Raw genomic sequence first — 18,490 nt, 5'->3', positions numbered from 1 at the left:
CGGGGCCCGGCTGAGGCATATCGGACGTCGGGGCGGGAATAGCCCCTCCGGAAGCGGCAGTGGGTCGACCGACAGGGGGCTGGGCGATGAGCACCGTGGAGCGTGCGTCATGAACGGGCCGGTCGGCGACGAGCCGGTCGGCGAGCTGGAGTTGGTGCACACGTTCACCGGCCCGATGCCGACCGGGGTGAGCGTCTCGCACCAGGGCCGCATCTTCGTCAACTTCCCGCAGTGGGGCGACGACCCGCCCGCCACCGTGGTCGAACTGCGCGACGGCAAGGAGGTGCCCTTCCCCGATCAGGCGTGGAACAGCCCGTCGGGCATCGACGACGCGGGCGCGTTCGTGTCGGTGCAGAGCATCGTGGTGGACCCGGCGGACCGGCTCTGGGTGGTGGACACCGGCAGCCCGAAGTTCCAGCCCACGAAGCCGGGCGGCCCGAAGCTGGTCCGGATCGACCTGGACACGAACACCGTGGCCCAGGTGATCACCTTCCCGCAGGACGTGGCGCCGCCCACGACGTACCTCAACGACGTCCGCTTCGACCTGCGTCGGGGCGAGGCCGGGGTCGCGTACATCACCGACTCGACGGACTCCGGGCCGAACGGGATCATCGTGGTGGACCTGGCCAGCGGTGCGTCCTGGCGTCGGCTGCACGATCACCCGTCCACGAAGGCAGACCCGGTGACCACCTTCCGCCCCTTCGTCGAGGGTCGTCCGCTGATGAACCGGCCGCCGGACGGCCCGCCGAAGCCGTTGGCGATGGGCTCCGACGGCATCGCCATCTCGGCCGACGGCACCCGGCTGTACTACTCCCCGCTGATCTCTCGCCGCCTGCACAGCGTCTCGGCGGAGGCGCTGGCCGACCCGTCGGTGACCCAGGAGGCGGTCGCAGCCACGGTCGTCGACGAGGGCGACAAGGGCACCGGGTCGGACGGATTGGAGTCCGACGACAAGGGACGGCTCTACTTCACCTCGTACGACCACAACGCCGTGCTGCGGCGGCTGCCGGACGGCGAGATCGAGACCCTGGTGCACGACCCGCGACTGTTGTGGCCGGACACCATGTCGGTGGCCACCGACGGGCACCTCTACGTGACCGCCAACCAGTTGCACCGGCAGCCGCAGTACCAGCGGGGCCAGGACCTGCGACGCAAGCCGTACGCGCTGTTCCGCGTGCGGATCGACGCCGGCCCGGTGCTGCTGCGCCCCTGAGCGGGAGGCATGGGCGGTCGGCCGGCGGGTAGCCCCTCGGGTGGCCGACTGGCATGAGGTGTTCGTCCCGGACACCCCGCTGTTGGAGATCGTGGTTCGGGGCAGCGTCATGTACCTCGCGCTGTTCACCCTCCTGCGGGTCATCCTGAAGCGGGAGAGCGGCACCACCGGCGTCACCGACCTGCTGGTCATCGTGCTCCTCGCCGACGCCGCCCAGAACGGCCTGTCCGGCGGCTACAGCTCGGTCACCGACGGGGTCCTGCTGGTCGGGGTGATCATCGGGTGGTCGTACCTGCTGAACGCCGTCGCGTACCGCTGGCAGGCCGCCGCCCGGCTGATCCGGCCGGGCTCGCTGGTGCTGGTCCGGGACGGGCAGGTCGTGCGGGAGAACATGCGCCGGGAGCTGATCACCGACGAGGAGCTGCACACCCTGCTGCGCCAGCAGGGCGTCGTCGACCTCGACCAGGTCCGCGAGGTGCGGATGGAGTCCGACGGGCGGTTCAGCGTCACCACGCGTACGCCGGGCCGACCGCGCGACGTGCGGGGCGGCCTCGGCTGACCGCCGCCCGGCACGTCCCGCCTCAGCTCACCGGGAGGGTGCGGTCCAGCAGGTCGAACAGGGCCACCCAGTGCCGCTCGGTGCCCTGCTCGTGGTACATCGGGGTGTCGGCCATCGTGAAGCCGTGGTGCGCGCCCTCGTACACCTCGGAGCGGTAGCGCACCCCGGCGGCGTCGAGCGCCTCCTCCAGGGTGGCGATCTGCTCGGGCGTCATGGACTGGTCCGCGTCGGCGTGCCCGAGGTACAGCTCGCCGGTGATCGACCCGACGGCCAGGTGCGGGCTGTCCGGCGCGTCGGTGACGACCCGCCCGGCATGGAAGCTGGCGACGGCCGCGATGCGGTCCGGGTACGCCTCGATGGCCCGCAGCGCGTTCGTACCACCCATGCAGTAGCCGGTGATCACGACCGGGCCCGGCCGGACGTCGTCGCGAGCGGCCAGGAAGTCCAGGTACGCGGCGGTGTCCCGGCCGATGACGTCGGGGGTCAGCGCCCCGATCAGCGGCACGATCTTCTCGAAGAGGGCGCCGCGCTGGTCGGCCTCGCCGAGCCGGGACAGGTCGAACAGCGGCGCCCGGCCAGCCCGGTAGAAGAGGTGGGGCGTGAGCACCAGGTAACCGCGTTCGGCGATCCGCTCGGCCATCTCCACCAGGCGGGGCCGGGGACCGAAGGCGTCCATGAAGAGGAGCACGGCCGGGAACGGGCCGTCGCCGTCGGGCCGGGTCAGGCTCGCGTCCGCCGTTCCGTCGCTGGTCGGGATGTCCACCGTCGTCGTCTGCACCGAGCCTCCTCGTAAGCCGATCTTGGTCCGTTCGGAACGTTACCCGCCCGCCTCGGTGCCCGACGCCGGTGGCAGACAGGGACCGGCGATCCCTGGACAAGGTCACCCTGCATACCGGGCGGCGACCGGCCCAGTGTTGTCGGTGACCGAATGAAGGACGCCGCGACGTGGAGGTTGTCGTGCTCGATGAGACCGTTGGGGACCTGACCGGAAAGCTCGCCGTGGTGACCGGCGGCAGTGACGGCCTGGGGCTCGGCCTGGCCACCCGCCTGGCCCGCGCCGGCGCGGAGGTGGTGCTGCCGGTCCGCAACCCGGCCAAGGGCGACGCCGCGTTGGACGCCGTCCGGGCCGCCGCGCCGGGTGCCACCGTGTCGACCCGGCAGGTGGACCTCGCCTCGCTGGACTCGGTGGCCGCTCTCGCCGACACACTGCTCGGCGAGGGGCGACCGATCCACCTCCTGATCAACAACGCCGGTGTGATGGCACCACCCACCCGACACACCACTGTCGACGGCTTCGAGCTCCAGTTCGGCACCAACCACCTCGGCCACTTCGCGCTGGCCGGACGGTTGCTGCCGCTGCTGCGGGCCGGACGGGCCCGGGTCACCACCATGTCGAGCAGCGCCGCCCGCTCCGGCAGGCTGGACTGGGACGACCTGCAGAGCACCCGACGGTACGGGGCGGTCCGCGCGTACAACGCGTCCAAGCTGGCCACGCTGCACTTCGGGCTGGAACTCGACAGGCGCAGTCGGGCCGGCGGTTGGGGCGTCACCAGCAACGTGGCGCACCCCGGCACCACGATGACCAACCTGTACGCGTCCGGGCCCAACCTGGGCCGCAGCCGGCCCTCGGCGCACCACGCCGTGATGAGCCGGCTGGCCCGCTGGGGCGTCCTGGTGCAGTCGGTGGACGCCGGCCTGCGACCCGCCCTCTACGCGGCCACCAGCGAACGGGCGCAGGGCGGCCGGTTCTACGGGCCGGACGGTCTGGGGCAGTTCACCGGCGCACCGACCGAGCTGGCCGTCTACCGTTCGGCCCGCAGCACCGACGACGCGGCCCGCCTCTGGGCGGTCTCCGAGCAGCTGGTGGGCGTCGAGTACTGAGCGGGACCGCGCGCGCGTGAACGGCGCGTCAAGAATCGGCGTGGGCCCGTCGAAACGGCGTATCGGCGGTCTCCCCGCCGCCGCCGGGCGGTGACGATGGATCCATGAGTCCTTGGCGGATGACACGCTGGGAGCGCGGGAACCTACCGCCCGAGACCGACCCGATCGAGCCGGCTCCCGGCGCGGACGGGCCCGAACGCCGACACGAGGCGCTGGTCAGCGTCCGACTCGGCCCGGCCGCGCCCGGCAGCCACCTGGTCGAGTACCTGCGGCACGAGCCGTGCGCCGTCGAGGCGTGGTGGATCGCCGCCGACGTCGACGCCGTGGTGCGGCTCTCCGCGCCGAGCGTGACCATGCTGCACCGGGCCGTGGCCGACCTGCGTCTGCGGGCCGGGGTGGAGGTGGCCGAGGCCAACTACATCCTCCGCGCGCTCGACCTGTCCGTGCCCGAGCGTCGCCGTGACGTCCCGGCGTGGGAGGTGTCCGCCGCATGAGCCGCCCCGCCGCTGCCCACCGGATCGTCGTCGGCGTCGACCGTTCGTTCGCCGGCATGCAGGCGCTGCGCCGCGCGGTGCAGCTCGCCCGCCGCGAGGGCGCGCAGGTGGACGCCGTACGCGCGTGGGTCTTCGCACCGACCTGGCGGCCCGGCACGCTGAATTGGCGCTGGCAGGACGAGTGTGACCGGGCCGCCCTGGTCTACCTGCGCGGAGTCTTCGACGCCACGATGGGCGGCGTGCCCCGGGATGTCGCGGTCCGGCTGGTGACGACCCAGGGGTACGCCGGGCAGGTGCTCGTGGACCACGCGGACCGGGAATCCGATCTGCTCGTCGTCGGCAGTCCCGGCCGTGGCCGGTTCGGCCGGTCGCGCGGGCAGGTGACCCGGTACTGCGTACGCCGCGCCGCCGTGCCGGTCGTCGCGGTGCCCGCCCCGTCCTGGGCTCGGGCCGCGACGATCCGCCAATTCGCCCGCGACCTCGAACGGCTCAGCCGATGACCGCCGATGGCCCGGCGCGACGGGAAAGGACCACCCCGACCATGGACGACGGCCCGAGAATCTACGCCGTACCGGTGCGTGAGCTGCCCGGACGGCCGGTGGGAACGGTGCGGACCGGGCGGACGCCGCAGGGTGAGCGGGTGGGTATCGCCTTCACCCGAGCCGACCTGTTGGTCACCGCGATGGGCTCGGACCAGCCGTGGGAGGAGCTGTGCGAGTCGGCGCTGCGCGGCATGCTGCGTCCGCTCGGCATCGACCGGATCCAGGTCGACCCCCTGCTGGTGGCGCCACCGCTCGGCCCGAGCGTCGTCGACCGGGCCGCGCCGACCGCCCCCGTTCAGGCCGGCACGAAGCGCACCGCGTCGGCGACCACGTAGCCGTCGGTGTCCTCGGTGCGGATCAACACGCTGCCGTCGCTGCCGGCGGTGAACGGATAGGTGCCCAGCGGCACCCACTGGCCGCCGGACTGCCGCTGGTCGACGGTCCGGGTGGTCACCCCGCCGGAGTACGCGATGTCCACCGGCACGTTCGTCGCCCGGTTCGGGTGCGCGGTCCAACGCAGGTGCACGGTCCACGATCCGGACGTGGGCAGCGTCGGGCGGAACCGCAGCCGGTTGACGCCCTTGGCGGTGTTGCCGTCGTGCTCGTAGTCCACGCCGTGGTAGCCGCTGACGTCGACGCTGCGCACCCACGTACCGGCCCGGGTGATCCCGCTGGTCGCCGCGTTGTCCAGGATCACCTCGCCGGGCGTTCCCCAGTCCAGCACCGCGCCGTCCTGACGCAGCCGGGCCTGGAGCGCGGGTACGGAGACGGCCTGCACGGCGAGGTTGCCGGTGAGCGCCAGCGACGCCGCGGTGGCCGCCGCCTGCCCGAGGATCATGAACACCGGCTCCATCCGGATCGAGCCGTACGCGATGTGGCTGGCCGACAGGCAGACGGGTACGAGCAGGTTGGCGCACTGGTTCTGGTGCGGGACGATCGCACGGTAGCTCACCGGGTACGGCTGCGGGACGCTGATCTGCACGTCCCCCTCGTTGCGGACCCGCCCGTCGACCACGACGCGTTGGCAGTTGTGCGAGTCCATCGTGTAACTGGCGAGGCCCACCGAGTCGGTGGCCCGCGTCCGGCCCCGACAGTCGGCCTCGGTCATCACGTACGCGGAGACCATCCGGCGGGCCTCGCGGATGTAGAGCAGTGGCGGCCAGCCACCGGTGGTGGTGAACTCGTCCACCGGCAGCCCCCACCGGGCGGTCGAGTCGCGCACGGTCGCCGGCAGCCGGGGATCGTTGGCCAGGAACCACATCAGGCCCTGCTGGTACGTGCGGTGGTCGGCGATGATGCTCTCCCGGGCGGCCCAGCTCGCCGTCGGGTAGGCGTGGTTGAGGCCGATGTGGTCGGTGGAGACCGCGCCGTTGTTGTTGGAGTCGGTCTTGCCGCCGCCGATCGAGTGGGTGGTGAAGTACGGCCCGGTGTAACCGGCCTGGATGTGGCGCAGCAGCAGTTCGTACCGGATCGGGTCGTAACCGGACGGCTTGCCGAACGGGATGCGGTTCGCGGCCTGGGTCAGGCACATCCGGAAGCAGTACGCCTGGATGCGGTCGTCGCCGCTGCCCTGCGGGGCGAGCGGAGTGGCGGAGATGCCCGGTAGCAGACCGCTGGCCGGCGAGCCGGCCGTCACGTACGGATCGACGGGGTAGACGAACTGGTGGGTGTTGCGGGACTGCACCCCGTTGATCGTCTCGCCGTACGTGTCGTTGGACTCCCGCCCGACGGTGAACCCCACCCCCGCCATGGCCAGCAGGTCACCCTCGTAGGTGGCGTCGACGAACACGCCACCGACGTAGACCGACCCGTCCTCGGTGCGCAGCTCGGTGATCCGGTTGCCGGTACGGCCGAGGCTGGACAGGCGGGCCCCGACGACCACCGGGACGCCCGCCTCGGCCAGCATCTCGGCGAAGACCTGCGCGGCGACGTGCGGTTCGAAGGTCATCCGCAGTGGGGACGTGGGGGTGAGCGTCCCGCCGTGGTACTTGACGTACACCCGGCGGTAGAACTCGGCGGCCAGCCCGCCGATGGACGCCTGGACGCCGGTGTCGGTGGCCCCGAGCCCGGCGGTGCTCAGCCCGCCGACGTGGCTGGTGGGCTCGACCACGACGGCGGTGCGGCCGAGTCGGCGCATGGTGATCGCGGCGGCCAGCCCGCCGGACGTGGCGCCGTAGACGACCAGGTCGGCGGTGGTGACGGCGGCTCGGGCGGGGCCGGCACGGAAGGGGTCGGTGAGACCGGCCAGGACGAGACCGGCGCCGCCGGCGGTCAACAGCCGGCGACGGGACAGGGGCATGGACACGGCGAACTCCATCGGGGTAACCGGAGGGGACGGTTACAGAAGCACGCCGCTGCCGCTGCGGTACGAAATTCTTCAATCTCTACCGCTGGGTGTCAACGGTCAGGGGCGGTAGCGGTAGCCCATGCCCGGCTCGGTGATGAGGTGGCGGGGACGGGCCGGGTCGTCCTCCAACTTGCGCCGGAGCTGGGCCAGGTACTGCCGCAGGTAGTTGGTCTCGTTCTGGTACTCCGGCCCCCACACCTCCTGCAGGAGCTGGCGTTGGCTGACCAGCTTGCCCGGGTGGCGCAGCAGCTTCTCCAGCACGCTCCACTGCGTGGGGGTCAGCTTGACCTCGGTGTCGTCGTCGCGCCACACGCGGTGGTCGGCCAGGTCGACGGTGTGCCGGCCGATCCGCAGCGCGGGCACGGCCTCGCTGGGCGCGCCGAGCCGCCGGGTCACCGCGCGGATGCGGGCCAGCAACTCCTCCACCCCGAACGGCTTCGTGACGTAGTCGTCCGCGCCCGCGTCGAGGGCGGCGACCTTGTCCTCGCTGCCGGCCCGGCCGGAGAGCACGATGATCGGCACGGCGGTCCAGCCGCGCAGACCGCGGATCACCTCCACGCCGTCGATGTCGGGCAGGCCGAGGTCGAGGACCACCAGGTCGGGCGGGTGACTGGCGGCGGCCTTCAACGCGGCGGTCCCGGTCGCGGCGACGTCCACTTCGTACCGGCGGGCGCGCAGGTTGATCCGCAGGGCCCGCAGGATCTGCGGTTCGTCGTCGACGACCAGGATGCGCGTCATTCCTGCGGCTCCTCCGGGCTGGTCTGGGCGGCGGCGGGCAACCGCAGCACCATGGTGAGCCCACCGCCGGGGGTGGTCTCCGGGGTGATGCTGCCACCCATGGCCTCGGCCAGTCCCCGGGACAGGGCGAGCCCGAGGCCGACGCCGGTCTGGTTGTCCCGGTCACCGAGACGCTGGAACGGCAGGAAGACGTGCTCCCACTTGTCTTCCGGGATGCCGGGCCCACGATCGATGACCCGCAGCTCCACCTGACCGGCGTGCGCGCTGGCGGTGATCGTGGGCGGCTGGTCCGGTGGGCTGTAGCGCAGCGCGTTGGCGATGACGTTGACCAGCACCCGTTCCAGCAGGCCCGGGTCGGCGGTGGCCGCCGGCAGGTCGGCCGGGATGTCCGTGGCGACGGTCGCGGCCACCGGGCCAAGTTCGTCCAGGGCCAGGGGTACGGCGTCCTCCAGGCCGATCGTGGTCGCCGTGATGCCCAGGGCGCCGGCCTGGAGGCGGCTCATGTCCAGCAGGTTGGCGACCAGCCGGGCGAGACGGTCCAGCGATTCCTCGGCGGTCTCCAGCAGCTCCTCGCGGTCGGCCTCGTCGAACTCGATGTCGTGGCTGCGCAGGCTGGTCACCGCCGCCTTCGCCGACGCCAGGGGCGTACGCAGGTCGTGGCTGACCGCCGCGAGCAGCGCGGTGCGCATCCGGTCGGCCTCGGCGAGGGGCCGCGCGGTGGCGGCCTCCTCGGCGAGCCGTTCCTGGCGGAGCGCGACGGCGGCCTGGGCGGCGAACGCCTCGACGATCCGCCGGTCGGCGGCCTCCAACCGCCGCCCGCTGAGCACGACGGTGATCCGCTCGTCGACGGGTACCGCCGTCTCGCCGTCGTCGGGCGTGCAGGCCGGCTGCTCACCGACGCTGGCCACGACGCACCAGGCGTGCTCCTCGCGGGCCCGCTGGGGGCGGCCGCTCGCCTCCTCGGCCAGCTCCAGCAGGCTCACCGCGCGCAGCCCGAAGGTCTCGCGGAGTTGGTCGAGCAGGGCGGGCAGCGGGCGTTCGCCGCGCAGCACCCCACCAGCGACGGCAGCGAGGGTATGCGCGTCGGCGGCGGCCCGCGCGGCCTCGCGGGTCCGCCGGGCGGCCACGTCGACGATCCAGCTCACCGCGAGCGCCACCGCGACGAAGACGGCGAGGGCGAGCAGGTTGTCGGCCTCGGCGATGGTCAGCGTCCGGTACGGCGGGGTGAAGAACCAGTTGAGCAGCAGCGACCCGCCGAGCGCGGCGACCAGCGCCGGCCACACCCCGCCGACCAGCGCGACCCCGACCACCCCGGCGAGGAACAGCAGGATGTCGTTGGTCAGGGTCAGATCGGGCAGGGTCTTCAGCAGCAGGGTCAGCAGCGGCATGCCGAGCACCGCCAGGCCGAAGCCGAGCAGCCGGCGACGTCGCGACAGCGCCGCCGGCACCGCTGCCGCCCGGCGGCCCTTGCCGGCCTGCTTGTGGGTGACCAGGTGGACGTCGATCGAGCCGGACAACGCGGTGGTGGTCACCCCGACGCCCCGGGCGAAGATCTGCGCGAAGCGGCCCCGCCGGCTGGCCCCGAGCACCAGTTGGGTGGCGTTCACGCCCTGGGCGAAGTCGAGCAGCGCGGCCGGCACGTCGCTGCCGAGCACCTGGTGGTACGTGCCGCCCAGACTCTCCACCAGCACCCGCTGGCGGGCCAGCTGGGCCGGGTCGGCGCCGGCCAGACCGTCGCTGCGGGCCACGTGCACGGCGAGCAGATCGGCGCCCTTGCTGCGGGCCGCGACCCGGGCGGCCCGGCGGATCAACGTCTCGCCCTCCGGGCCGCCGGTCAGCGCCACCACGACCCGTTCGCGGGCCTCCCAGGTGGCGTCGATGCCCTGCTGGCTGCGGTACCTGTCGAGCTGCTCGTCGACCTTGTCGGCCAGCCAGAGCAGCGCCAGTTCGCGCAGCGCGGTGAGGTTGCCGACCCGGAAGTAGTTGCCCAGCGCGGCGTCGATCTTGTCGGGACGGTAGATGTTGCCGTGCGCCATCCGCCGCCGCAGCGCCTCGGGGGTCATGTCGACCAGCTCGACCTGCTCGGCGGCGCGGACGATCTCGTCCGGCACGGTCTCCCGCTGGGTGGTGCCGGTGATCTGCGCGACGACGTCGTTGACCGACTCCAGGTGCTGCACGTTGACCGTGGACAGCACGTCGATCCCCGCGTCCAGCAGCTCCTGGACGTCCTGCCAGCGCTTGTCGTGCCGCGAGCCGGGCACGTTGCTGTGGGCCAGCTCGTCGACGACCGCGATCTCCGGCCGGCGGGCCAGCACCGCGTCCACGTCCATCTCGGTGAACTCGACGCCCCGGTAGGTCATCGTGCGGCGGGGCACCTGCTCCAGGTCGCCGATCATCGCGGCGGTGTGCTGCCGGCCGTGCGTCTCCACGAAGCCGATGACCACGTCGGTGCCGCGCGCGGCACGCCGCTGGGCCTCCTCCAACATGGCGTACGTCTTGCCGACGCCGGGAGCGGCCCCGAGGTAGATGCGTAGTTCTCCGCGTGGCACGGGAACCATCCTCCCTGGTCAAAGTGGCGGGCGGGGCCGCGCCCGGTCGGCACGGCCCCGCCCGCGATGTGCTCAGCGCGCGGCGAACCGCTTGTCGAGGGCGAGGTTGAGTTCCAGCACGTTGACGCCGGGCTCACCCATGAACCCGAGCCCACGCCCGTCGGTGTGCTCCTCGATGAGCTCGCGGACCGCCGCCGGGTCCGCGCCACGCTCCCGCGCGACCCGGTTGACCTGCAACTCGGCGTACGCCGGGCTGATCTGCGGGTCGAGGCCGCTGGCGCTGGCGGTGACCGCGTCGGCGGGCACGGCCGGGTCGGCCGGCGCGTCGCCGCGGATCGGGGTGACCACCCCGCCGGCCGCGACGTAGTCCTCGCCGGGCTTGGCCAGCTCCACCGGCACCCCCTGGTACGCGGCAACGAACGGCGTCGCCGGGGCGACCTGGTTGACGCTTACCACCCGGGTGACCTTGCCGGTCAGCCCGTCGGCGCGGAAGACGGCGAGCACGGCGCCCACGCCGTCGTCGGTGCAGTAGGGCCGCCGGCCGTCGACGCCGTTCAGCTCCCCGACGGCCTTGCTGCGCGCGCAGACCTGGGTGAGCAGGCTCTCGCTGGACTCCTCCGGGTCGGTGGCGATGGTGTCGACGACGCTCTCCGGGCCGAGGTTGCTGGCCGAGGTTGAGGTCGGGTCGTAGCCGTCGCCGGCGGCCGACGGGCGGGACTGGAAGTAGCGGGCGACGGGGTTGCCGTCCGCATCGGTGAACGACTGGCCGATCAGGGAGCTGCCGACGGTCGCGCCGCCCACGGTGACCAGCGAGCCGTCGGCCTTGTGGTGGAGGCCGGGTAGCTGACCGAGGGCGACCAGGGCCAGCGGGTAGACCAGGCCGAGCAGCACCGTGAAGACGAGCAGGGCGCGCAGCGCGGCGAGGTGTTGGGCGATCCAGGTGGGTAGACGCATCACGAAATCCCCGGGACGAACTGGATGAGCAGGTCGATGAGCTTGATCCCGATGAACGGCACGATGATGCCGCCCAGGCCGTACAGCAGAAGGTTGCGGCTGAGCAGCTTCGACGCGGCGGCCGGCCGGTACCGCACGCCGCGCAGGGCGAGCGGGATCAGCGCGATGATCACCAGGGCGTTGAAGATGACGGCGGACAGGATCGCCGACTCCGGGCTGGCCAGCCGCATGATGTTCAGCGCGTCCAGGCTCGGGTAGAGGCCGGCGAACATGGCCGGGATGATCGCGAAGTACTTCGCGATGTCGTTGGCGATGCTGAACGTGGTCAATGCCCCTCGGGTGATCAGCAACTGCTTGCCGATCTCCACGATCTCGATCAGCTTGGTCGGGTCGGAGTCGAGGTCGACCATGTTGCCGGCCTCCTTGGCGGCCGACGTGCCGGTGTTCATCGCCACCCCGACGTCGGCCTGGGCGAGCGCCGGCGCGTCGTTGGTGCCGTCACCGGTCATCGCGACCAGCCGGCCACCCTCCTGCTCCCGCTTGATCAGCGCGAGCTTGTCCTCCGGCGTCGCCTCGGCCAGGAAGTCGTCCACCCCGGCCTCGTCGGCGATCGCCTTCGCGGTACGCGGGTTGTCGCCGGTGATCATCACGGTCCGGATGCCCATCCGACGCATCTCGTCGAACCGCTCGCGCATGCCGGACTTGACCACGTCCTTGAGGTGGATGACGCCGAGTGCGCGGGCCGGCTCACCGTCGACGTGCTCGGCGACGACGAGCGGGGTGCCGCCGGTGCCGCTGATGGCGTCCACGATCTCGCCGACCTGCTCGGTCGGGTGACCGCCGTTCTCCCGTACCCACTTCATCACCGCTGCGGCGGCACCCTTGCGGACCCGACGGCCGGTGCCCGACGCGCCGCCGTCGACGCTGGCGTCCGGGGTCAGGTCGACGCCGCTCATCCGGGTCTGCGCGGTGAACGGTACGAAGGTGGCGTGCGGCATGACGCCGGGCTCACGCTCACGCAGCCCGAACTCGTTCTTCGCCAGCACGACCACCGAGCGCCCCTCCGGGGTCTCGTCGGCCAGGCTGGAGAGCTGCGCGGCGTCGGCCACGGTCGCGGCGTCGACCCCCTCGACCGGGACGAACTCGGCGGCCTGCCGGTTGCCCAGCGTGATGGTGCCGGTCTTGTCCAGCAGCAGGGTGTTGACGTCGCCGGCCGCCTCGACGGCCCGACCGCTCATGGCCAGCACGTTGCGCTGGACGAGCCGGTCCATGCCGGCGATGCCGATGGCCGACAGCAGCGCGCCGATGGTGGTGGGGATGAGGCAGACCAGCAGCGAGACCAGCACGACGCCGGTCACGCCGGAACCGTTGATCGCCCCGCTGTCCGGCGCGGCGGCCTGGTACGCCTTGGAGAAGATCGCGAGGGGCTGAAGCGTGACCACGGCCAGCAGGAAGATGACCGTGAGCGCGGCGAGCAGGATGTTCAGCGCGATCTCGTTCGGCGTCTTCTGCCGGTTGGCACCCTCGACCAGGGCGATCATGCGGTCGATGAAGCTCTCCCCCGGCTTCTGGGTGATCTTCACGATGATCCGGTCGGAGAGCACCTTGGTGCCTCCGGTGACCGCGCTGCGGTCGCCGCCGGACTCGCGGATGACCGGGGCCGACTCACCGGTGATGGCCGACTCGTCGACGCTGGCGATGCCCTCGACGATGTCGCCGTCGCCCGGGATGATCCCGCCGGCCTCGACCAGGACGATGTCGCCCTGGCGCAGCTCCGGCGCGGGCACCGCCTCGTCGCGGTAGGTGTTGGCCCGCGCGCCGGGCTTCCAGTCGACCAGCCGGGTGGCGATGGTGTCCTTCTTGGCCTGCCGCAGGGTCGCGGCCTGGGCCTTGCCGCGGCCCTCGGCGACCGCCTCGGCCAGGTTGGCGAAGACCACGGTCAACCACAGCCAGGCGGTGATCGCCCAGGCGAACACCGACGGGTCGGCCACCGCCAGGACGGTGGTGAAGGCCGCGCCGACCTCCACGATCAGCATCACCGGGTTGCGCCACAGGGTCGCCGGGTTGAGCTTGCGGACGGCGTCCGGCAGGGACCGGACGAGCTGCTTGGGGTCGAGCAGTCCCCCGCCGATCCGGTTGCCCTGTGTTGCCGGGCTGCCGGGAAGCTGCTCTGTCGGGGCGGACGTGATGGACATGTCCTCGTTCCTCATGATGGTCAGAGCCCCTCTGCCAGCGGACCGAGCGCGAGCGCGGGCAGGAAGGTCAGCGCGACCAGGACCACCGTGACGCCGACGACCATCCCGATGAACAGGGGTCGGTGGGTCGGCAGGGTGCCCTCGGACGCGGGGGTGGGTGCCTGGCGGGCCAGCGAGCCGGCCAGCGCGAGCACGAAGATCAGCGGCAGGAACCGGCCCAGCAGCATGCACAACGCGAGCGCGGTGTCCCACCAGGTGGTGTTGACCGTGATGCCGCCGAAGGCGGAGCCGTTGTTGTTGCTGGCCGAGGTGAACGCGTACAGCACCTCGGAGAGGCCGTGCGGGCCGACGTTGAGCGCTGTCGAGTTGTTGCCGGTGGCGAACGCCGCGGCCGTACCGACGAGCACCAGGATCGGCGTGATCAGGAAGTAGAGCGAGGCGAACTTGATCTCCCGCGACCCGATCTTCTTGCCCAGGTACTCGGGGGTGCGGCCCACCATCAGACCGGCCACGAAGACCGTGATCACCGCGAGGATCAGCAGGCCGTAGAGACCCGAGCCGACGCCGCCCGGCGCGACCTCGCCGAGCATCATGTTGACCATCGTCATCATGCCGCCGAGCGAGGTGAACGAGTCGTGGAACGAGTTCACCGCACCGGTCGAGGTGAGCGTGGTCGCGGCGGCGAAGGTGGCCGAGTTCGAGACGTCGAACCGCACCTCCTTGCCCTCCAACGCCGCGCCGACCGCCTGCGGCACCGTGCCGTGGCCGGCCAGTTCGAAGACGTTGGTGATGGCGACGCTGAGGAAGGCGAGGATGCCCATCACCGCGGCGATGGCGTAGCCCTGCCGGTTCTGCCCGACCATCCGGCCGAAGACCCGGGGCAGGCTGAACGGGATCAGCAGGAGCAGGAAGATCTCCAGCCAGTTCGTCCACGTGGTGGGGTTCTCGAACGGGTGGGCGCTGTTGACGTTGTAGAAGCCGCCACCGTTGGTGCCCAGCTCCTTGATCACTTCCTGGCTGGCGACCGGGCCACCGGTGATCGTCTGGCTGCCGCCGGTCAGCGTGCTCACGTCGGTGCCCGCGGAGAGGTTCTGCACCACCCCGCCGATCATCAGCACGATGGCCCCGAGCACCGCGATGGGCACCAGGATCCGCAGCACGATGCGGGTCAGGTCGACCCAGAAGTTGCCGAGCTGCCCGGTGCGGCTGCGGGCGAAGCCGCGCACCAGCGCGACCGCCACCGCGATGCCGACCGCCGCCGAGACGAAGTTCTGCACGGCCAGACCGGCCATCTGCACGAGGTGGCCCATGGTCGACTCACCCGAGTACGACTGCCAGTTCGTGTTCGTCACGAACGACACGGCTGTGTTCCACGCGCCGTGCGGCGTCACCGGATCGAAGCCCAGCGACAGCCACAGGTGGTTCTGCACCCGCTGGAACAGGTACAAAAACAGGATCGAAACGGCCGAGAACGCGAGCACGCTGCGGGCGTACACGCCCCAGGTCTGCTCGGCGGCCGGGTTGACCCCGACCAGGCGGTAGATCCCCCGCTCGATCCGCGACTGCTTCGTCCCGGAGACGGCCCGGAACATGTAGTCGCCGAACGGCTTGTAGACGGCCACCAGGGCCGCCACCAGCGTCAGCACGAAGATGACGCCCGCTGTTGTCATGGTCATCAGAAGCGCTCCGGGAACAGCAGGGCGAACACCAGGAACGCGCCCAGGACGATCGCGAGCACCAGACCGACGGCGTTGACCGCGTTCACAGCTTCTCCACCGCCCGGACCACCAGGGCGAGCACTGCGAACAGCGCCACCGTGAGGACCACGAACACCACGTCAGACACGCTGACTCCTCTTACCGGAAAGGTTCGTCGCGACCGCCTTCCGGTCGCGCCGGGCAAGCAAAGCCCAGGTGCGCGTCAGACGGCAGGGCCCATAACGCGACCATGACGGCGGCGAACCATTTCTTGACGCGGTTTTCACAGCCGCACCTGATCAGGTGAAATGCGGCACAGCGGCGCGGCGGCCGGGGGGGCGGGCAGGCAGTGTCCGTCCTTTGCTCTGCTTCAACCGAGGCGACAGTGAGGCACCGACACTGTTGCCTCGGTTGAGGCAGAGCAAAGGAGCCGAAGGGGGTGGTGGGGGTGACCCAGCCAGGGCCGGAGGGGCCGGTCAGGCCGGGCGGCGGGCCACCAGCACGTCGCGCATGATCGACTGGTCGACCCGGTGCCGCAACGCGCGGTAGGGCTCGTCGTCGACCACGGTCAGGCCGGCGTCGGCCAGCGCCGCCGCCGCGTCGTCGCGGCTCGCGACGTGGGTGTTCCACGAGATCCCGAGCGCGCCGCCGGGCCGCAGCAACCGCGCCCAGACCGGCGCGGCGTCCGCGAGCAGCGCCAGCGGGTCGCGCGACAAACCCTGATCGGCGGTACGACTGCCGTGCTGTACGCCGTACGGGGCGTCGGCCACCACCAGATCGATCGTCTCCGGCCGGAAGAACTCGCCCGCGCGGGTGGTGTCGGCATTGACCACGTCCAGCAACTGCGTGCGGCCGGCCTTGTGCTCCTCGCGGGTCGGGGCCAGCTCGATGCGTACCCGCCGGCCGACCACCTTGCGCTCGCGCCGCACCGGGCCCGATTCCAGCACCCGGTGCTTCACGCGCTTCTGCTTCAGCCAGGTGGTGACGAACGCCCGGTACGCCTCGACGTCCTTCTGGTCGCGCTCGATACCCGCCGCGTCGAAGCCGTACATCAGCGCCTGGTTGAGGGTGGTGCCCCGACCGCAGAGCGGATCGAGCACCCGGAACCGGCGGTCGGTCAGCTCGCCGGCCCGGTCCGACGCGAGCAGGGTGACGTTGAGCAGCAACTTGGTGAACTGCTCGTTGGTCTTGCCCGCGTACTTCTGGATGGTGAGCAGGTCGTCGTCGTAGCGGTCCAGCCGGCTCCACTCGACCGGGCGCAGCAGGTCACCGACGATCTCGAACAATGCGTACCCGGCGGAGAGATTGCCCAGGACGGCCAGGTCCCGCTCGGTCAGCCCGTCCCCCGCGAACGTGACGTACGTCGCGCCGCCGACGACCTCGGTGTCCAGCTCGCCGATCCGGCCGTCGAGCGCCGACCGGCCGAAGATCTCCAGCTCGGCCCGGGTGAGGTCGATGGCGGATCGGGCGTACACCCGGTTGGTGGCGGGCAGGATCAGCAGGCCGTAGCGCGTCATGATCGGGCGAGTATTTCACAACGGGTGACGACCGCCGGGAACCGGAGCGACGCACGGACCGACTACCCACACATGGGGTGTGAGCAGTGGCGGGAGATCCTGTCCGCGCAGCTGGACGGGGAGGAGACCGCCGCCGAACGGGCGGCGGCGCAGGGGCACCTGGACGAGTGCGCCACGTGCCGAGCCTGGTTCGTGACCGCGGCGGCGGTGACGCGGCGCGTTCGTACCCGATTGGTCACCGATGTCCCCGACCGGACCGACGCGATCCTGGCCGCCATCGGCGGCGCTGCCGCTGCCGGGGCGGCTGCCGCTGCCGGGGCGGCTGCCGACGCCGGGGCGGCTGCCGACGCCGGGGCGCCGGCCCGCCGGTCGCGGTGGCGGCCTCACCTGCCCGGACGTGGCGCACTGGTCGTCGGGCTGCGCGCGGCGCTCGGGCTGCTCGGCGCGGTCCAACTGGTGCTCGGCCTGGCCCAGGTGGGGCGGGGAGCGACTGCGGAGCACCTGCACGCCTCCGGCCAGCACCTGTGGCACGAGTCGGCCGCCTGGAACGTGGCGGTCGGGGCCGGCTTCCTCTTCGTGGCGGTACGCCGGAGCCCTCCGTCGGGCCTGCTGCCGATGCTCAGCGCCTTCGTCGGCACGCTGCTGCTGCTCTCGGTCAACGACCTGGCCACCGGTTCGGTGAGCGGGGAACGACTGGTCAGCCACGGCTTCCTGGTGGTCGGTTACCTGATCACCGTGCTGCTGTCCCGCCCCGGGCTGCGTCCCGGCGGGCCGGCACCGCAACGGCAGCCGACGCCGTCGCGCTGGCGTTTCGGCACCGACGAGGGCGAGCGGCCGCTGCGTGTGGTCAACGCGGGGGCTTATCCCGCGCAGGCCGCCGACCGGCACACCGCGCCGGCAGCGCGGACCGGTCGGGCCACGCGTGCCGATCGGGCCGGCGACCGCCGGGCCGCCTGAGCCGGGCCGGGCCGCCCGCTCCGCTGCCGGCTGTCCGCCCGGGGGCGTGCTCCGCTGTCGGGCGTCACCCGGAAGGCGTGCTCCGCTGTCGGCGTCGCCCGGGAGGCATGCTCCGCTATCGGGCGTCGCCCGGGGCCCGCTGCGGGGCGGGTGACTAGGCGCGGGGTTCGACCGGGCGCGCCGGCGCCTCGGCGGCGATGACCTGCGGGATGACCTGCTCCACGATGGTCAGCAGCGTGGTGGTGAGCAGCAGGTGGACCTGGGTGCGGGTCAACGCGCCGCGCTGGAGCCACTCCCGGGCCGTCGACGTGGCCAGTCCCCCGTACGCCCGGACCATCCCGCGCAGCTCCTCGCGGTGCTCCGCCTCGCCGGCCAGGCCGACGGCGACGAGCATGCGGTCCGCGGCGACCTCCTCGGCCTCGGCGAGCACACGCTCCACGTCGGCGTCGCCGCCCATCCCCCGCGCGGTGACCGCCGCCAACCAGGACGTGCTGTGCCGGGACACCACGTCGAGGAACCACGACACGCTGGCGTCGACCCGGGTCCGCAGATCACCCTTGGGCAGCCGTTCGAGGGCGACCTCCGGAATCGTCACCATGACCCGGACGACCTCCAGGTAGAGGTCCTTCTTCGTACCGAAGTAGTGGTTGACCAGCCCCCGCGCGACGCCCGCCTCCCGGGCCACGTCGGTGGTCGACACGTCCCCGTACGGCCGCTCGCCGAACAGCCGGACCGCACAGGCCAGGATCTGGCCGCGCCGGGCGTCCGGCTCCAACCGGCGGCGGCGAGGAGCGGTCTCGACACTCATCTGCCCGACCCTAGCGGCACCCGCCAGGTCGACCGCCGC

General features: G+C 72.1%; 17 protein-coding genes. 7 read left to right on the top strand and 10 right to left on the bottom strand.

The genetic code is table 11. The features are described from left to right. The first annotated feature begins 109 nt into the window (after positions 1-109). Together ACQPZK_RS02965 and ACQPZK_RS02960 are read left to right on the top strand one after the other, a co-directional pair. A complete protein-coding gene (locus tag ACQPZK_RS02965; protein ID WP_433536815.1) occupies positions 110-1,213 on the top strand; it encodes an L-dopachrome tautomerase-related protein in 1,104 nt (367 codons plus the stop codon). Positions 1,214-1,253: 40 nt separating this feature from the next. Then, positions 1,254-1,772: a DUF421 domain-containing protein gene (locus ACQPZK_RS02960; RefSeq protein WP_433536814.1), complete on the top strand. Its 519-nt coding sequence runs from the start codon at positions 1,254-1,256 to the stop codon at positions 1,770-1,772. 22 nt (positions 1,773-1,794) lie between these two features. On the opposite strand, the gene ACQPZK_RS02955 is transcribed toward ACQPZK_RS02960, so the two are convergent. After that, a complete protein-coding gene (locus ACQPZK_RS02955; protein WP_433536813.1) occupies positions 1,795-2,550 on the bottom strand; it encodes a dienelactone hydrolase family protein in 756 nt (251 codons plus the stop codon). Positions 2,551-2,729: 179 nt separating this feature from the next. Between ACQPZK_RS02955 and ACQPZK_RS02950 the strand changes: the two genes are divergently transcribed. The 4 genes from ACQPZK_RS02950 to ACQPZK_RS02935 all read left to right on the top strand — a co-directional run bounded on the left by ACQPZK_RS02950 (position 2,730) and on the right by ACQPZK_RS02935 (position 5,024). Further along, the gene (locus ACQPZK_RS02950) at positions 2,730-3,653 is read left to right on the top strand and encodes an SDR family oxidoreductase (RefSeq protein WP_433536812.1); all 924 of its coding nucleotides are present in this window, start codon (positions 2,730-2,732) and stop codon (positions 3,651-3,653) included. 104 nt (positions 3,654-3,757) lie between these two features. Next, positions 3,758-4,147: a hypothetical protein gene (locus tag ACQPZK_RS02945; protein WP_433536811.1), complete on the top strand. Its 390-nt coding sequence runs from the start codon at positions 3,758-3,760 to the stop codon at positions 4,145-4,147. Continuing rightward, on the top strand, positions 4,144-4,647 hold the full coding sequence (locus tag ACQPZK_RS02940) for a universal stress protein (protein ID WP_433536810.1): 504 nt from the start codon (positions 4,144-4,146) through the stop codon (positions 4,645-4,647). The genes ACQPZK_RS02945 and ACQPZK_RS02940 overlap by 4 nt, the downstream gene beginning before the upstream one ends. 41 nt (positions 4,648-4,688) lie before the next feature. Then, positions 4,689-5,024 (top strand): SAV_915 family protein, encoded by a 336-nt coding sequence (locus ACQPZK_RS02935; protein WP_433536809.1) that lies wholly within the window; start codon positions 4,689-4,691, stop codon positions 5,022-5,024. Here the strand turns inward: ACQPZK_RS02935 and ACQPZK_RS02930 are convergent. The 8 genes from ACQPZK_RS02930 to ACQPZK_RS02895 form a co-directional block, all read right to left on the bottom strand. After that, positions 4,985-6,988, bottom strand: a complete 2,004-nt coding sequence (locus ACQPZK_RS02930) for an FAD-dependent oxidoreductase (protein WP_433539091.1) — start codon at positions 6,986-6,988, stop codon at positions 4,985-4,987. The genes ACQPZK_RS02935 and ACQPZK_RS02930 overlap by 40 nt on opposite strands. A gap of 105 nt (positions 6,989-7,093) precedes the next feature. Beyond that, positions 7,094-7,774, bottom strand: a complete 681-nt coding sequence (locus ACQPZK_RS02925; protein WP_433536808.1) for a response regulator — start codon at positions 7,772-7,774, stop codon at positions 7,094-7,096. After that, positions 7,771-10,323 (bottom strand): DUF4118 domain-containing protein, encoded by a 2,553-nt coding sequence (locus ACQPZK_RS02920; protein ID WP_433536807.1) that lies wholly within the window; start codon positions 10,321-10,323, stop codon positions 7,771-7,773. The genes ACQPZK_RS02925 and ACQPZK_RS02920 overlap by 4 nt, the downstream gene beginning before the upstream one ends. A 72-nt stretch (positions 10,324-10,395) precedes the next feature. Further along, complete coding sequence (locus ACQPZK_RS02915; RefSeq protein ID WP_433536806.1) at positions 10,396-11,277, bottom strand: potassium-transporting ATPase subunit C; 882 nt, start codon at positions 11,275-11,277, stop codon at positions 10,396-10,398. After that, entirely contained in the window at positions 11,277-13,472 is a 2,196-nt protein-coding gene (kdpB, locus tag ACQPZK_RS02910) for a potassium-transporting ATPase subunit KdpB (RefSeq protein ID WP_433536805.1), read from the bottom strand. Before kdpB ends, ACQPZK_RS02915 begins: the two co-directional genes overlap by 1 nt. A 20-nt stretch (positions 13,473-13,492) precedes the next feature. Next, positions 13,493-15,148 (bottom strand): potassium-transporting ATPase subunit KdpA, encoded by a 1,656-nt coding sequence (gene kdpA / locus ACQPZK_RS02905; protein WP_433536804.1) that lies wholly within the window; start codon positions 15,146-15,148, stop codon positions 13,493-13,495. Next, positions 15,148-15,237 carry a K(+)-transporting ATPase subunit F gene (kdpF, locus tag ACQPZK_RS02900; RefSeq protein WP_036390805.1) on the bottom strand — a complete coding sequence of 30 codons (90 nt, stop codon included), beginning with the start codon at positions 15,235-15,237 and terminating at the stop codon, positions 15,148-15,150. Before kdpF ends, kdpA begins: the two co-directional genes overlap by 1 nt. A 408-nt stretch (positions 15,238-15,645) precedes the next feature. Next, positions 15,646-16,686 (bottom strand): TRM11 family SAM-dependent methyltransferase, encoded by a 1,041-nt coding sequence (locus ACQPZK_RS02895; RefSeq protein WP_433536803.1) that lies wholly within the window; start codon positions 16,684-16,686, stop codon positions 15,646-15,648. A 72-nt stretch (positions 16,687-16,758) separates the two neighbouring features. Here ACQPZK_RS02895 and ACQPZK_RS02890 point away from each other — a divergent pair, with 72 nt between their 5' ends. Beyond that, complete coding sequence (locus ACQPZK_RS02890; RefSeq protein WP_433536802.1) at positions 16,759-17,643, top strand: zf-HC2 domain-containing protein; 885 nt, start codon at positions 16,759-16,761, stop codon at positions 17,641-17,643. A 154-nt stretch (positions 17,644-17,797) separates the two neighbouring features. Here the strand turns inward: ACQPZK_RS02890 and ACQPZK_RS02885 are convergent, their stop codons facing one another. Then, a complete protein-coding gene (locus ACQPZK_RS02885; protein WP_433536801.1) occupies positions 17,798-18,451 on the bottom strand; it encodes a TetR/AcrR family transcriptional regulator in 654 nt (217 codons plus the stop codon). Positions 18,452-18,490 lie beyond the last annotated feature (39 nt).

Source organism: Micromonospora sp. CA-249363, assembly GCF_050950185.1.
GTDB lineage: Bacteria > Actinomycetota > Actinomycetes > Mycobacteriales > Micromonosporaceae > Micromonospora.
Note: the sequence above shows the minus strand (reverse complement) of the source record. Positions and strands in the feature narration are given on the sequence as shown.